The organism is Bacillus sp. MUM 13, assembly GCF_001866725.1.
In the GTDB taxonomy this organism is placed as follows: Bacteria; Bacillota; Bacilli; order Bacillales; family DSM-1321; genus Peribacillus.
Map to the genome: position 1 here is coordinate 1 of NZ_MLYQ01000032.1, position 14,001 is coordinate 14,001.

12 protein-coding genes and 1 tRNA gene are annotated in these 14,001 nt (G+C 41.8%); 10 read left to right on the forward strand and 3 right to left on the reverse strand.

Going from position 1 to position 14,001, the window contains the following annotated elements; genetic code table 11:
- Positions 1 to 417: 417 nt before the first annotated feature.
- Complete coding sequence (locus tag BIV59_RS09875) at positions 418 to 1,725, forward strand: glycosyltransferase family 2 protein (RefSeq protein WP_240501880.1); 1,308 nt, start codon at positions 418 to 420, stop codon at positions 1,723 to 1,725.
- Positions 1,726 to 1,845: 120 nt separating this feature from the next.
- Here the strand turns inward: BIV59_RS09875 and BIV59_RS09880 are convergent, their stop codons facing one another.
- Positions 1,846 to 2,298, reverse strand: a complete 453-nt coding sequence (locus tag BIV59_RS09880; protein WP_071351319.1) for a GNAT family N-acetyltransferase — start codon at positions 2,296 to 2,298, stop codon at positions 1,846 to 1,848.
- 86 nt (positions 2,299 to 2,384) lie between these two features.
- Positions 2,385 to 3,380, reverse strand: coding sequence for an aldo/keto reductase (locus tag BIV59_RS09885; protein WP_071351320.1), 996 nt, complete (start codon positions 3,378 to 3,380; stop codon positions 2,385 to 2,387).
- A 377-nt stretch (positions 3,381 to 3,757) separates the two neighbouring features.
- Here BIV59_RS09885 and BIV59_RS09890 point away from each other — a divergent pair, with 377 nt between their 5' ends.
- The 7 genes from BIV59_RS09890 to BIV59_RS09920 all read left to right on the forward strand — a co-directional run bounded on the left by BIV59_RS09890 (position 3,758) and on the right by BIV59_RS09920 (position 10,854).
- Positions 3,758 to 5,581 carry a pyruvate kinase gene (locus BIV59_RS09890; protein WP_071351321.1) on the forward strand — a complete coding sequence of 608 codons (1,824 nt, stop codon included), beginning with the start codon at positions 3,758 to 3,760 and terminating at the stop codon, positions 5,579 to 5,581.
- Between the two features lie 95 nt (positions 5,582 to 5,676).
- Positions 5,677 to 6,378: a sigma factor-like helix-turn-helix DNA-binding protein gene (locus BIV59_RS09895; RefSeq protein ID WP_071351322.1), complete on the forward strand. Its 702-nt coding sequence runs from the start codon at positions 5,677 to 5,679 to the stop codon at positions 6,376 to 6,378.
- Between the two features lie 29 nt (positions 6,379 to 6,407).
- A complete protein-coding gene (gene clpP, locus BIV59_RS09900; RefSeq protein WP_071351323.1) occupies positions 6,408 to 6,992 on the forward strand; it encodes an ATP-dependent Clp endopeptidase proteolytic subunit ClpP in 585 nt (194 codons plus the stop codon).
- A gap of 164 nt (positions 6,993 to 7,156) precedes the next feature.
- Positions 7,157 to 7,951, forward strand: coding sequence for an HAD family hydrolase (locus BIV59_RS09905; RefSeq protein WP_071351324.1), 795 nt, complete (start codon positions 7,157 to 7,159; stop codon positions 7,949 to 7,951).
- Between the two features lie 126 nt (positions 7,952 to 8,077).
- Positions 8,078 to 8,491: a YbjN domain-containing protein gene (locus BIV59_RS09910; protein ID WP_071351325.1), complete on the forward strand. Its 414-nt coding sequence runs from the start codon at positions 8,078 to 8,080 to the stop codon at positions 8,489 to 8,491.
- Between the two features lie 332 nt (positions 8,492 to 8,823).
- Positions 8,824 to 8,897, forward strand: a tRNA-Gly gene (locus BIV59_RS09915).
- A 208-nt stretch (positions 8,898 to 9,105) separates the two neighbouring features.
- Positions 9,106 to 10,854, forward strand: a complete 1,749-nt coding sequence (locus BIV59_RS09920) for an ABC transporter ATP-binding protein (protein ID WP_071351326.1) — start codon at positions 9,106 to 9,108, stop codon at positions 10,852 to 10,854.
- Between the two features lie 37 nt (positions 10,855 to 10,891).
- Here the strand turns inward: BIV59_RS09920 and BIV59_RS09925 are convergent, their stop codons facing one another.
- Positions 10,892 to 11,560, reverse strand: a complete 669-nt coding sequence (locus BIV59_RS09925; RefSeq protein WP_071351327.1) for a B3/B4 domain-containing protein — start codon at positions 11,558 to 11,560, stop codon at positions 10,892 to 10,894.
- 194 nt (positions 11,561 to 11,754) lie between these two features.
- Here BIV59_RS09925 and queG point away from each other — a divergent pair, with 194 nt between their 5' ends.
- On the forward strand, positions 11,755 to 12,894 hold the full coding sequence (gene queG, locus BIV59_RS09930; RefSeq protein WP_071351328.1) for a tRNA epoxyqueuosine(34) reductase QueG: 1,140 nt from the start codon (positions 11,755 to 11,757) through the stop codon (positions 12,892 to 12,894).
- Between the two features lie 93 nt (positions 12,895 to 12,987).
- Positions 12,988 to 13,854: an amidase domain-containing protein gene (locus BIV59_RS09935; protein ID WP_071351329.1), complete on the forward strand. Its 867-nt coding sequence runs from the start codon at positions 12,988 to 12,990 to the stop codon at positions 13,852 to 13,854.
- Positions 13,855 to 14,001: the final 147 nt, after the last annotated feature.

The following is a 14,001-nucleotide window of genomic DNA, read 5'->3' on the forward strand; positions in this document are numbered from 1 at the left end:
GTTTAAGGGGAGAGAGATGACGTATACCAAATTTCCCCTTTAAATAGAAGATTAACAGATTTTTTTTACAAAACCCAGATAAAAAGACTATAATGGCAAAAAACTTCCAAAATTCTTTATTCAGCCTAATACCTGCTTAAGTATTGTGCTTATATTGCCCTTCCTTATAGCCGGGTTGCTAGGAATTAAGAGGTCCTGAAGAGACCGCCGGCAGCAAACAAAGCTGCATTTTTAAATTCTATCCTTTCACTCAGTTGCTAAAACCATTTTATTTGCATTATAAAAGTATATCGCTTTATATGCGGTGTGCTTTTTTGGGAATTCAGCCATTATTTTAAACTTATTTGAAAATATTTATTATGGTAGTTTAGTTAGGGGGAATCTTTGAAAAATATAAGCCTGAAGTGAGTGATACCTTTGAAAAAAAGGGTTTATATTCCGGTCCTTTGGAAATTCTATATCAGCCATCTTTTTGCTGTTATCTGGACATGCATTGCCATTGTATTATCAAAAAGCTGGATAAGTGATTTAAGCGGAGTTGCAGGAATCACGCTGGCTATGATAATCATTACGGGAATCGCTTATATTCCTGGGTATTTAAATGCTTTTTTGGTAGCGAGTCTGCTTATAGACAAACAGCCAAAATTAAAGACCAATAATCCGCGTGATGATATAACCGTGCTAATTGCTGCAAAGAATGAAGAAAACGGAATTGCAAATTCTTTAATTTATATAAAAAAACAAGATTATGATGGGGATATTTCAGTAGTATTAATAGATAATGGTTCTGAGGATGGGACCATTGAGGCTGCAAGAAAAATAGCCCAAGAAATCAATTTAGATCTATCAATTAAAATTGAAGAAGAGCCAGGTAAGCATGCTGCTTTAAATCAAGGCATTAAATATGTAAATACAGAATATGTCATTACGCTGGATGCTGATACTTTATTGCATAAATCAGCTATCCGATACATTGTGGCAAGAATGAAATCTGCACCCCCGGAGGTATGTGCTGTGGCTGGGGCTATATTAGTCAGAAACAGCCGGGATAACTTATGGTCGCGTGTGCAGGAATGGGATTACTTTTTAAGTATCGCGTCTATTAAAAGGCTGCAGGGCCTATATCAGGGAACATTGGTAGCGCAAGGGGCATATAGTTTATTTAAGACAGATACCATCCGGGAAGCCGGCGGGTGGCCGGATGCAATCGGGGAAGATATTGTACTGACCTGGAAATTTTTAAAACAGGGAAGAAAGGTTTTCTTTGAACCGCTTTCTGTTGCATTTACAGAGGTTCCTGTAAAATTGGTTCATTTAGGCAGACAAAGGAGCAGATGGGCAAGAGGGATGATTGAAGGGATAAAAGAGGTTAAACCCTGGCAGCAGCCTTCTATTTATACAAAGTATCTAACGTCGGTTAACTATATCATGCCGTATATAGATATCTCCTTTACATTTTTTTGGATGCCTGGTCTTGTGCTTGCCTTTTTTGGAGTATATTGGATTGTGGGACTTACAACGCTATTGGTGCTTCCATTAACATTCGTCAGTTATTTTGTTTTGTATTTTTACCAAAAGAAAGTATTTACTAAATTAAATCTTAAAATCAGGAGAAACATATCTGGCTTCATCATTTTTGTACTATTTTACCAGATGATTATGAGCCCTGTATCTGTATGGGGTTATGTTCAGGAATTGTTTAAATTAAAGAGGGTATGGAAATAAAGCGTTTAGGAAAGCGCGTGTCTCCTGGACATGCGCTTTTTTTGATGCGGAAAACAGCACGCAATCGCTGCAGAAGGATGCCTATCCCGTTTAAATAGTTAGCAGATAAACAATGCTGGCTCATTCTTTTGTCATGAATACGCTATTTGGGTCTTCTATATAATCAGCAAAGGGAGGGCAGTACTGGAAACCGGCACTTTCGTATAGCCTTCTGGCAGGTATGAAGGCATCTTGAGAACCGGTTTCCAGGCTTAATCGGCTGTATCCCCTAAGCCTGGCTTCTTCCAAGATGTGAGTGAGGATTTTTCTTGCTGTGCCTTTTCGGAGGTATACAGAAGAGGTGCGCATGGACTTTATTTCACCATGAAGAGGATTAAGTTCTTTTAGCGCGCCGCATCCGGCTAATTCATTTCCTTCCCATGCAGTCCAGAACGTGATTTCGGGTTTTCGCAATTCATCCAATTTTAAAGCATGTATGCTCTTTGGAGGCGAATGCAGAGTCATGCCCTGAAGATGTTCATTCACTAAATCAATCACTTCCAGTCTCGATAAATCGTCCTTTACAATAATCATGATTATTCCCTCCTAATCTCTTGAGCTTCATTTCATGTTAACAAAAAGCCGGAATGGTTAACTTCATCCCGGCTTTACAAGATTTGTTAAATTTCTTCTTTAGTTGGAGGCGCCATAAATTCAGGGCCGACCGGGTCGCTAATTGAGGTTTGCAGAATATGATCAATGGCTGCCTTGTCATCATCTGTCAGAGTCCAGCCTGTAATTTCATTGATTGCGTTCAGTTGGTCTGGACGGCGTGCACCCCAGAGGGCTATACCTGTCCCGGGCTGGTCGAGTATCCAGCGCACTGCAAGATGGATCACTTCTTTGCCGTAGCGGTCCTTTGCCAATTGGTCTAACTGATTGACTGCATGCAGATATTGCTGAAAGCGAGGCTGCTGGAATTTAGGATCGTTATTCCGCAGGTCATCTCCGCCGAAAGTCTGGCCAGCAGCCATTTTACCGGATAGCAGGCCTCTGCATAAGCTTCCATAAAGAAGTGTAGTGATGTTGTTTTCTTCGCAGTAAGGAAGGATATCTTTTTCAATATCACGTTCAAACAGGTTATATGGCGGCTGTGCGGTATGCAGGGGAGCTATTTTTCTGAACTCTTCCATTTGATTTACGGTGAAATTGCTGACACCGATTGCACGGATTTTTCCTGATTTATACAGGCTATGGATGGCTTCCGCTGTCTCTTCCATAGGGACAAGAGGATCTGGCCAGTGAATTTGATACAAATCTATATAATCGGTTTGCAGACGCTTGAGGGAATCATCCATCTCCTTTAGAATCCGCTTCTTTGTGCCGTCACGGAACGGTTCGTTATTCTTCCAGTTTAAAGCGGTCTTAGTGGCCAAAAGGATGCTGTCACGGCCGCCGTATTGCTTGACTGCTTTGCCGACTATTTCCTCGGATGTCCCAAATCCGTAGACAGGTGCAGTGTCGATCAGATTTATTCCTTTGTCAAGAGCGGCATGAATGGTATGAATGGAGGTATCCTCTTTTGTTCCGCCCCACATCCATCCTCCAATTGCCCATGTGCCAATCCCGATACGTGAAGCTTTCATTCCTGTATCTGCTATTTGGGTGAATTCCATGTAAACATCTCCTTTTTTTCTGTTTTTTTTGCTGTTTCGTAAACTTTATGCAAATTGAACAAGAGGTTTATTGCCAATTCAGGAGTCCCGCACCTTACGCTCCAATCAACCCCGTTTAACGACCTCATAGAACATAAATACAACAATCATAGAAAAGAGCCTTTTTTACTGTTCTGTCATCCCTTAATATAGGCCTTTTTCTGCCATAGGTGCGGGAAGATGAGCTTATCATTATTGATTTAAAATTTTCATTTTATTCATTCCTTCTCAAAAACAAAATATCATGTTTTTCATATTTATTCCAAAATTCAGCTTCAACACTTTCAGGGATCCTTATGCATACAATAGCATCTAGTGCAAAAAGGAGGTGAACGCTAATGGCGGATCAACGGATGTATCCTGCGGGACAGCGGGAGAACTTGAAGAATCATCTTATACAGCTTTACAGAGATATTGAGGGAGATCTATCGAAGAATTGCAGTGATCATGAAATCACTTTATCCCAGAAAAGTAAAATTAATGTCTGCGCATTCCGCTCCTTCCAAAAAAGAATGGATGCTGAATTGGAAAATAAAATGATAGAGGAAGGCCTTTCGACCACCGATAATCTTATTCCGCATGTTTTGTATTCTCTAAATAAAATGATTGTTAATCTATCTGGAGAAGCTAATGGTGTTGAAACCAATCCTGCTCCATACGTTCATCCTGCTGATGCATATCGCTCCAAGGGTCAAAGAAGGCAGGGGTTATTTGGAGGAACAGAGAGTGAAAACATTCCTTGTATTATGGTTACTCTTGATCGTTCCATGTTAGCGAAGCCCGATATCTTTTCAAAGCTGCTCACAAGTGGAATGAATATTGCAAGAATCAATTGTGCCCATGATGATGTACATGTTTGGACAGCACTCATTGAACAGCTAAAAATGGCAGAGGAGAACATCAGCGATAAGGATAAAAAGGATTCATGCAAAATTTATATGGACTTGGCAGGTCCTAAAATAAGAATTGGAGAATTAGCAAAAGAAAAGACAGACCTTACAATCACTGTTGACAGAGCAAATAAGAATTCGCAATACGGATATTTGGTGTGCAAGGGCCACACCTTAAGCCATAATGATCTTTCTTTCCTGCTCACGGCTGCTAATTGTGAAGACTTAACCCATATTGATGAAAATACGAGCATTCTATTTAAAGACACCAGGGGGAAAAATAGAATACTTACAGTAGTACATACTGTGCATGCTTCATGTTTGATGGTCAAGTTAAATAAAACAGCATCCTTTAATGAACATACAAAACTGATTTGCAATAAGGAGCAGTGGACGTTAACGAACTTTGAAGAAGTACCTGCGGCAATCGTTCTGAAAAGAGACGATGTTCTCAGAATCTACAAATCTGACCGTTATCAAGGAATGCCAGCACAGGGCAACATGCCTGCTTCAATTGGAATTTCATTGCCCAAGGCCTTATATAATGTAAGACTTGGAGATAACATATATATGGATGATGGAAAGATTTCCGGGAAAGTCATTAAGGTGGAAGAGGACTTCATTGAAACAAAGATACTTAAGCCTAAAAGTGAAACGGCAAAAGTGAAAGCCGGAAAAGGGATTAACCTTCCTGATTCTTTTGTGTATTTGAATGTGCCGGCCCTAACAGAGTCTGATATAAAAACTCTTACCTTCATTCATGAAAAAGCAGATATTATAGGATTATCATTTGTACATCGTCCCCAGGATTTAAAAAAGCTCGCGGATTACCTGGGGAGCCTTACAGACCGCAGCATTGGAATCGTAGCAAAAATTGAAACGAAGGAATCCATTCGCCATTTAACCAATATCATTTTCGAAGGGCTGGATTTCAAGCATTTTGGAATCATGATTGCGAGGGGAGATTTAGCTGTTGAACTTGGATACAGCAAGTTGGCCAGGGTTCAGCAGGACATACTGGATTTGTGCCGTGCCGCTCATCTTCCTGTCATCTGGGCAACTGGCGTACTTGAAAAAATGACCAAAAAAGGCATTCCTGCAAGAACCGAGCTGACGGATGTTTTTGCAGGGGCAAAAGCAGATTGTATTATGCTTAATAAAGGCCAGTATATTACAGATTCTGTGATATTCATAAAAAAGATCATGGCTATGAAAAACGAGGATATAGTCCGCCGCAATTCGCATTCGCAGGATTTATTTTTACCGCTTTAGCGTACAGTAACACCTTAAAAAATTTTTTATGCCCCGTAACTTATTTTAAGTCTCAAACGTTTAAGAGACAGAGAGGTGCCAAAGGAGTGAGCAGAATGACTAGCGAGCGCAGAGATTATGTGCAGAGGCTTGATCAGGGAAAGGACACTTGGGATGATGTTTATCAAGAACTGCAAAGATTTTGCCGGTTTCTTTCACAAAGCGAGTGGGAGGGGAATGACCTTGCACAGGAAGCTGTATTAAAGGGGATCCAGCATTATCACGGAGAAGCAAGCTTGCCGCTTTTAAAAACCATAGCAAAACATGTCTGGATTGATATGATCAGGAAAAGAAAAAGAGAAGTACTGTCAAACAGCGGAGAAGATCTGCAGGAGAAGGTAACTGAGAATACCTGCATGGAAAGCGTTGAATTTCTCACCCTCCTGCTGACACCGAAGCAGGCAGTCATTTTCACACTAAAAGAAGGATTTCTGTATAAATCCAGCGAAATAGCCGATCTTCTTCATACAGCAGAAACAGCGGTTAAGTCTGCTTTGTACAGGGCGAATAAGCGGTTAAAGAAGCACCGGGAAAATAAAGATCTTTCCGGGTTTGAACATGCACTGTGGAAAGACGAAGAAGAAGTGAAGCTTCAAGAGCTCATCCTGCAGGCTGTGAAATATCAGGACCCGGAAATTTTAATTAAGGCAATCCCAAGTATTCCTTCTCTTGCAGGCGAACTCAAAATTTCCAGACCTGGCTATGCAGCGAATCGTTCAATCTCCTCACCATCAGGCTTCCTCTCTATGGCTGCTTAAAAGCCAAACAAATTCGGGGGGATAAAACAATGAGCACTATACCATATGTAATCGAGCAATCAAGCCGCGGAGAGCGTTCTTATGATATATATTCACGTCTTCTAAAAGACCGGATCATTATGATTGGTGAAGAAATTACCGACCATTTGGCAAACAGTGTTGTGGCGCAGCTGTTATTTTTAGCAGCAGATGCACCGGATAAGGATATTACGATCTTTATTAACAGTCCAGGAGGCTCCACCAGTGCAGGCTTTGCGATTTATGATACCATGCAATATATCAAGCCTGATATCCGCACCATTTGTACAGGGATGGCTGCCTCTTTTGGAGCTATGCTTTTATTGGCAGGAACCAAGGGGAAAAGATGCGCCCTTCCTAATAGCGAAATCATGATTCATCAGCCGCTTGGGGGAGTGAAGGGGCAGGCCACTGAAATTGAAATTTCTGCAAATCGGATCCTGAAGCTAAAGAAGCACATTAATAAGATTATCTCAGAAAGTACAGGACAGCCGGAGGAAAAGGTGGCCCATGATACCGACAGAGATTACTTTATGACTGCAGAGGAAGCCGTGAAATACGGGATTATCGATGAAATCATAAAAAAAATAAATTGAATGCCCTTTTGCTGTAAGAGTTGAATTTGCTCTTGCAGCTTTTTTGCAGTTTCCCGGGATAAAAAGGGTATTTACCCTTCTGTAAAGAAAATATTATAGGGCTAAGGAAAATGACATGGAACATAAAAAAAGAGAAAATATATAAAAGTGAAGGTGGCATCGTTATGGTAAAGGCAATTTTTTTTGATTTGGATGATACACTTCTTTGGGATCAAAAAAGCGTTCAGGAGGCTTTTTCGGCAACCTGCAGAAGGGTACTTGAGACCTATGATATCTCTCCGGAAAAGCTGGAAGAGGCAGTGAGAAAAGAAGCGAGGGAACTGTATGCTTCATATGAGACTTACCCTTTTACACAAATGATCGGCATCAATCCTTTTGAAGGATTATGGGGTGAATTCTTGGATGAGGGGGACAGCTTCCGTAAAATGAGGGAAATTGTACCGCAGTACCGGAAGGAAGCCTGGACAAGAGGGCTTGCGGCAATGGGCATTCAAGATGAAAATCTCGGCTTCGAGCTTGCCGAAAGTTTTCCAAAGGAGCGCAGGAAAAACCCTTTTTTATATGAAGAATCACTAAGGGTCCTTGATGAACTGAAAGGCAAGTATAAGCTGCTGCTGTTAACTAACGGATCTCCCCATCTTCAGCAAACAAAATTGAGCATTACACCTGAGCTTGTTCCGTATTTTGATGAAATTATCATTTCGGGGGCTTTTGGCAAAGGAAAGCCGGATCCTGCTATTTTCAAGCATGCTTTGGAAAGCCTTAAGGTGGAGAGTGATGAAGCCATCATGGTTGGAGACAATCTGATGACAGACATTCTTGGCGCAAATCGCGCAGGGGTGAAAGCCGTCTGGGTAAACAGAAGCGGAAAAGAACGGGGAGAAGCAAGACCTGACTATGAAATCAGCCATTTGGAAGAGCTTCATTCAATTCTTGAATCCCTAAAAGCATCTCTTTAACATTTAATTCGGCAAAAAACTGGGGGAATGTCAGAAGTCCAAAAAATTTGGCGGAATTTCTCTGAAAACTCTGTAAAGAATTATCATTTAGATATAAAATAGAAAGACAGCAGAAAGGTGGATTTTATGTCTAACATAGCGAAATTCCGAGATTTTTTACAAACACAAGGTATACCAATGAATGAATTCGAAGAAAGTGGAAATACCTTCTTCCGCTCAGAGCAAAAATTAAAGGATGGCTGGGCAGTTACTATGGTATTTGCATTTACGCCTGGGGAAGATATTGCAGATTTGTTCTGCTTTAATGTAACAGAAGTGAAAAATCCTAATAAAAAGCCGGCTGTTCATGAACTGATTAATGAGCTGAATTCAAATTATAGATATTCAAAATTGTATGAAGAAGACGGGGTTATTTCCATCCGCTACTCGTACTTTCTAGAAAATGATTTTGATCCGGATGCTGCATTTAGAAGGCTTGTCATGCTTTTGGAAACAGCTGAAGAAGTATATCCGCAATTAATGAAGGTTATTTGGGAGTAAAGCACAGCTTCCAGGCAGAAGCTCTTCGGTTTGAAGGGCTTTTTATTTTGGGTCTAAGGGTGAGAAGCTGGACATATAATAAGAGAAAACAAGCAAGAGATCTTGTACTCGCATCAATTTCTTAGGGATTAACATGACAGTGGAGGAGGCTTACCGCCCGCCAAGAGGAAATCAATCACCCTGTTTCTGAGAAAAATAGTTTACGGAAAAGACGATAAAAGATATTTTTAAATAATTTTTGAGTTTTGGGGTTGCAATCACTCAGATAGTCAGGTATAATAAATTTTGTTGATAGGAAATACACATTTCGACAAAATACAACAATATTATTTGCGGGTGTAGTTTAATGGTAAAACTTCAGCCTTCCAAGCTGATATCGTGGGTTCGATTCCCATCACCCGCTCCATACATAGGTCACAACGCAGTGTTTCGTTACATCAGAGAACGAGGCATTGCGTTTTTATATTTTATGGGCATGCCAGGTTCCCGGGCATGCTTTTTACTTGTCTGAGCAAAAGGAGGATATAGCGGATTGTGCCCAAAAGTTTGAATTGGCTGGCGTGATGACATTATAATGAGGTAATCATGGGCAGTTTTGCGAAGGCGGTTTAATTATGGAGAATAACAGAGAAGAGAAAAGGAATGTAAAATGGCGGTCATTCTTCTTATTGCTCAAATCGGAAAAGCCGCCTGTACTCATTATTGTGCTGGTGCTTTCGCTTAGCTTGATAGAGACAGCTGCGGCACTTGTAGTGCCATTATTCACTAAAAAGCTTGTGGATTTAATGTCAGGCAGCGGAATTGAAATCGGTACCATTGTTATGCTGCTTGCTGCCTTCATTCTGCAGACTCTTTCAGGAGGATTTTCCTTTTATTTTTTAACCTATATAGGAGAGAAAATTGTGGCAGGCCTGCGCCGGAAGCTATGGAACCATATTCTGCAGCTGCCTGTTTCCTTTTTTGACCAAAATCAGTCAGGTGAAACCCTAAGCAGAATTACACAGGATACAAATACAATCAAGACAGTCATTACGAATCATTTGGTTACCTTTATTTCTGGAATTGTGTCTATCATCGGTTCTGTTATCATTCTATTTACGCTTGACTGGAGAATGACATCCATCATGCTTGCCGTCGTTCCTGTTTCATTGCTGATCTTAATGCCGCTTGGAAGGAAAATGTACAAAGTTTCCAAGCTCACTCAAGATGAAATGGCTGCTTTCAGCGGGAATCTTGGCAGGGTTTTAAGTGAAATCAGGCTGGTCAAGTCTTATAACGGAGAAGAATTAGAAGGGGAAAAGGGGAATAAGGGCATCCTTAAGTTATTTTCCTTCGGGTTAAAAGAAGCGAAGATCCAGGCGGTAATATCCCCTTTTATGACCACCATTATGATGGTGATTTTGGTTGTTTTGATTGGCTATGGAGGTGTGAGGGTTGCATCTGGTGCCCTTACAGCAGGGACATTAGTGGCCATCATTATTTATATGTTTCAAATTGTGGTTCCCTTCAGCCAGATTGCTTCCTTTTTTACAGCCTTTCAGAAAGCAATGGGTGCAACGGAGCGCATCCATCACTTACTGGAATTGAAACAGGAGCCATATGCAGGCAAGGAAGCCATGCTGGTACAGGGAGATCTTGATTTTACAGATGTATCTTTTTCATATAGTGAATCAAAGCCGATTCTTAGCAATATATCCTTTAATGTTCCTGCGAATGGAACGGTTGCATTAGTAGGTCCTAGCGGCGGGGGGAAAACGACAATATTCTCGCTGATTGAACGTTTTTATGAAGCATCTGAGGGGTGCATCACGATAAACGGAGTGCCAATTAAGGAATTAGGATTAACCTATTGGCGTTCGCACATCGGGTATGTATCTCAGGATAGCCCTATCATGACAGGATCGATTAAAGAAAATATTTTATATGGGATAGGCCGTGATGTACAGGAGGATGAGGTGACAGCTGCAGCGGTGTCAGCAAATGCCCATGAATTTATCACGAAACTTCAAGATGGATATGACACAGAAGTTGGAGAAAGGGGAGTAAAGCTCTCAGGAGGACAGAGACAGAGGATTGCGATTGCGCGCGCTATGCTGAGAAATCCGAAAATCCTTCTTCTCGACGAAGCAACTTCAAATCTGGACAGTGAATCTGAACACCTTGTGCAAAATGCCATAAGAAAGCTGATGAAGGGAAGGACTACCCTGATTATAGCCCATCGCCTGTCCACGGTCATTGAAGCTGATCAGCTTCTGGTTGTGGAGGATGGAAGAATTACCGGCAAAGGAACACATGAAGAACTGCTTCTTAAGCATACCTTATACCGGAAACTGGCCACCCAGCAATTGAAGATTGAGCAATAAAATGAGAGAGGGCTTCCACAATGACCTCAATTGATGATCAGCAGTGAATGATATGGCAGGCAGCGGTGCCTCCATGTATCCCGGTAAACATATTCATCAGGGATTCTGTCAGCAGCTGTCCTTTTTCTATTGAAATGGACGGCGCTAAGTAGATGATCTGGATGGCCTGTTTTGTTGACTCGGTTACTTTGGTCCGTTCTGAATCAACGAAAGGACTGCCGAAACAGCCTTTTTCATCAGCAGCTGTAATCATCTTCTGCATAGAATTAATGCGTCCATTTAAACCGGCATATTCATCATGTTCGTCTCCAATTTTTATGGAAACATTACCTTCGATTTGGCTGCTGTCATAGATGCCTATGGGCACTTCGTATTTGAGCGAGAAAAAGTTATTCAGGTCAATGGCTGAATGGACGGGTGATAGGTAATTTTGTTTTTTTACCCTTCTGTAAAGCGCTTCATGTGCAGGGCGATAGCGGGATGGGTTAGTCCCGGCTGCTTTAAATACATGGCGCCACTCTGAAATCCCCGGAAAATCAGCCAGTTCCTTTTCCTCCAAATCGAAAAATAATGATTCCTGGAAAAGCTGGAGTCGTCCTTTTAGCATTTGGGGTGATGGTCCTATCTCAATATCCTGGTAAAATATGATGCCGGCCTTAAAATCAGGTATTTTGCTGCAAAGTGAAGGGTGAATGATGGTTTCCAATCGTTTCAGCTCCTAATCATGAGTAAAATCGTTTATTATATATTAGTTGGTTTGCAAGTAATTAACGGGCAGCAGGATGACTGTATAAAGCCCGTTTTGTCAGCTAATTAAGAGAACTGGGCATGGCTCAGGATTCTTCTATATTAACTATAATCGAAAATTCTTTCATTTCAAAGCGCGAAGGGAGGCACATAATGGATTTTCAAAAACTGAAAGAGGAAATTATTTCATACAGCAGGGAAATTGGCATTGATAAAATCGGGTTTGCAGCTGCAGATACCTTCAGTGAGCTCAAAAACCGGCTTTTGAGACAGCAGGAATTGAACTTTCAATCCGGATTTGAAGAACCTGACATTGAAAAAAGAGTCAATCCTGATCTGATTTTTGATGAACCAAGGTCCATCATTGCGATTGCCCTGGCATATCCGTCAAAAATGAAGAATCCTCCCCAGAGCAAAAGAGGCGAACGGAGAGGAATATTCTGCAGAGCATCCTGGGGAACGGATTACCATGTATTGCTGCGAAATAAGCTCAAGCTGCTTGAGGAATTTATAAAAGAAAAAATCCCGCAGGCGCAAGTTAAGTCGATGGTAGATACCGGAGAGCTTGCTGACCGTGCAGTAGCTGAGAGGGCTGGGATTGGCTGGAGCGGAAAAAATTGTGCGATCATCACTCCTGAATTTGGTTCATATGTTTATTTGGGTGAAATGATCACAAGCCTGCCGCTTGAACCTGATAAGCCTATTGAAGAAGGCTGCGGAACGTGCAACAAATGTGTGGATGTCTGTCCGACAGGAGCTCTTATTGAAGGCGGACAGCTGAATGCACAGCGCTGCATTGCTTTTTTGACCCAGACCAAGGGATTTCTTCCTGATGAGTTCCGCAGCAAAATTGGAAATCGCCTGTACGGCTGTGACACCTGCCAGACCGTCTGCCCTGAAAACAAAGGGAAGGATTTTCACTTTCATGAAGAAATGGAGCCAGATCCGGAGATTGCCAAACCTCTGCTCACCCCATTGCTTAACATTGGCAATCGTGAATTTAAAGAGAAGTTTGGCCATGTTTCAGGATCTTGGAGAGGGAAAAAGCCAATCCAGCGGAATGCAATCCTTGCCATTGCCCATTTTAAAGATGAAACGGCGCTCCCTGAGCTTTTTAGGCTGCTGAAGCAAGATACCCGACCTGTGATAAGAGGAACAGCAGCATGGGCTATCGGGAAAATTGGCGGAGGAGAAGCCCTATCGGAGTTAACCAATGCGCTTGCTGCAGAATCGGACGAAGAAGTAGTCCATGAAATTGAAAAAGGGCTTCATATGATTTCTTCTGTAAAATAAATAGAGGGTGCCCGGCATATGCCGGGTTTTTTGTCTTTTTATAAGCCGTCTGTCATATAGTTGCAGGGAGGATTAAAAAAGGGAGGGTTCAGAATGAGGAAAAAACTCGAAATGTTTTTAAAAGATAGACTGAACCAAGCACTCTCGGGAAATGGCGATATGAGAACTTATGACAGGAAATGGGATGCCAAACAGCAATCTCTGCAAAAGCGGTCTGCCGAAATTGTGAAAATCCTTGCATCTGGGGCAGTCAGGTCACTTGAGGAAAATGGCGATGAAATTCTTTTAAGATATGGCCTTCACTATAAATATGTGGTGAAGCAGAAGAATTCTTTTTTTATAGAAGAAGGAACGGAAGAGCGGCAGGCTCGTTTTTTGGGTGGGGAACTTGTCCATGATGAGGAGATACTTCCTCCTGCACAAACTTTTGATCCGCTCTCCCTATTTACTGAAGATGATCCCACTCGCCTGTCATACCGATATGACAGGCTGAAGGCCGTGCAATATGCAGAGAGATGGTGGAATGAGTTTAATCCTGCTTACCCGCGGTTTAATGATGATTGCACAAATTTTATTTCCCAGTGCCTGCATGCGGGCGGAATCCCGATGTGGGGGATGCCTAACAGAAACCGGGGTTTGTGGATAAAGTCAAAGTCATGGAGCTATAGCTGGACGGGAGCACATGCATTCAAACAGCTGATGGCGGGTTCTGGAGGGCTTAAAACAAAAGAAGTCCACTCGCCCGAGAAACTCCTGCTTGGAGATATTATATGCATCGACTTTCAAGGGAACGGGCGATATGACCATTCTCTTATCGTAACAGCCAAGGACGCGGAGGGGATGCCGCTTGTGAATGCCCATACAACCAACAGCAGGAACAGGTATTGGGCCTATGAAGATTCCACTGCATATACCCCGAATATTCAGTATAAATTTTACAGCATTGTTGAAAATCCATGACGTAATCAGGAATAACTTAGTTCAAGGAGTCTTTGCTATAAGGCAATTTGCATAAAGAGTGTTTTTATTGAGTGAGGTGATTCCATTGTTAATCGGTTTTAATTGGAGCGGGCAACCTGGAGGGGAATTAATCCACTTGTTCCATCG

Bases quoted from the DNA above. Each gene is read 5' to 3' on its own strand.
- BIV59_RS09880 (WP_071351319.1), bottom strand. From the start codon at position 2,298: ATGATTATTGTAAAGGACGATTTATCGAGACTGGAAGTGATTGATTTA.
- BIV59_RS09885 (WP_071351320.1), bottom strand. From the start codon at position 3,380: ATGGAATTCACCCAAATAGCAGATACAGGAATGAAAGCTTCACGTATC.
- BIV59_RS09890 (WP_071351321.1), top strand. From the start codon at position 3,758: ATGGCGGATCAACGGATGTATCCTGCGGGACAGCGGGAGAACTTGAAG.
- BIV59_RS09895 (WP_071351322.1), top strand. From the start codon at position 5,677: ATGACTAGCGAGCGCAGAGATTATGTGCAGAGGCTTGATCAGGGAAAG.
- clpP (WP_071351323.1), top strand. From the start codon at position 6,408: ATGAGCACTATACCATATGTAATCGAGCAATCAAGCCGCGGAGAGCGT.
- BIV59_RS09905 (WP_071351324.1), top strand. From the start codon at position 7,157: ATGGTAAAGGCAATTTTTTTTGATTTGGATGATACACTTCTTTGGGAT.
- BIV59_RS09910 (WP_071351325.1), top strand. From the start codon at position 8,078: ATGTCTAACATAGCGAAATTCCGAGATTTTTTACAAACACAAGGTATA.
- BIV59_RS09920 (WP_071351326.1), top strand. From the start codon at position 9,106: ATGGAGAATAACAGAGAAGAGAAAAGGAATGTAAAATGGCGGTCATTC.
- queG (WP_071351328.1), top strand. From the start codon at position 11,755: ATGGATTTTCAAAAACTGAAAGAGGAAATTATTTCATACAGCAGGGAA.
- BIV59_RS09935 (WP_071351329.1), top strand. From the start codon at position 12,988: ATGAGGAAAAAACTCGAAATGTTTTTAAAAGATAGACTGAACCAAGCA.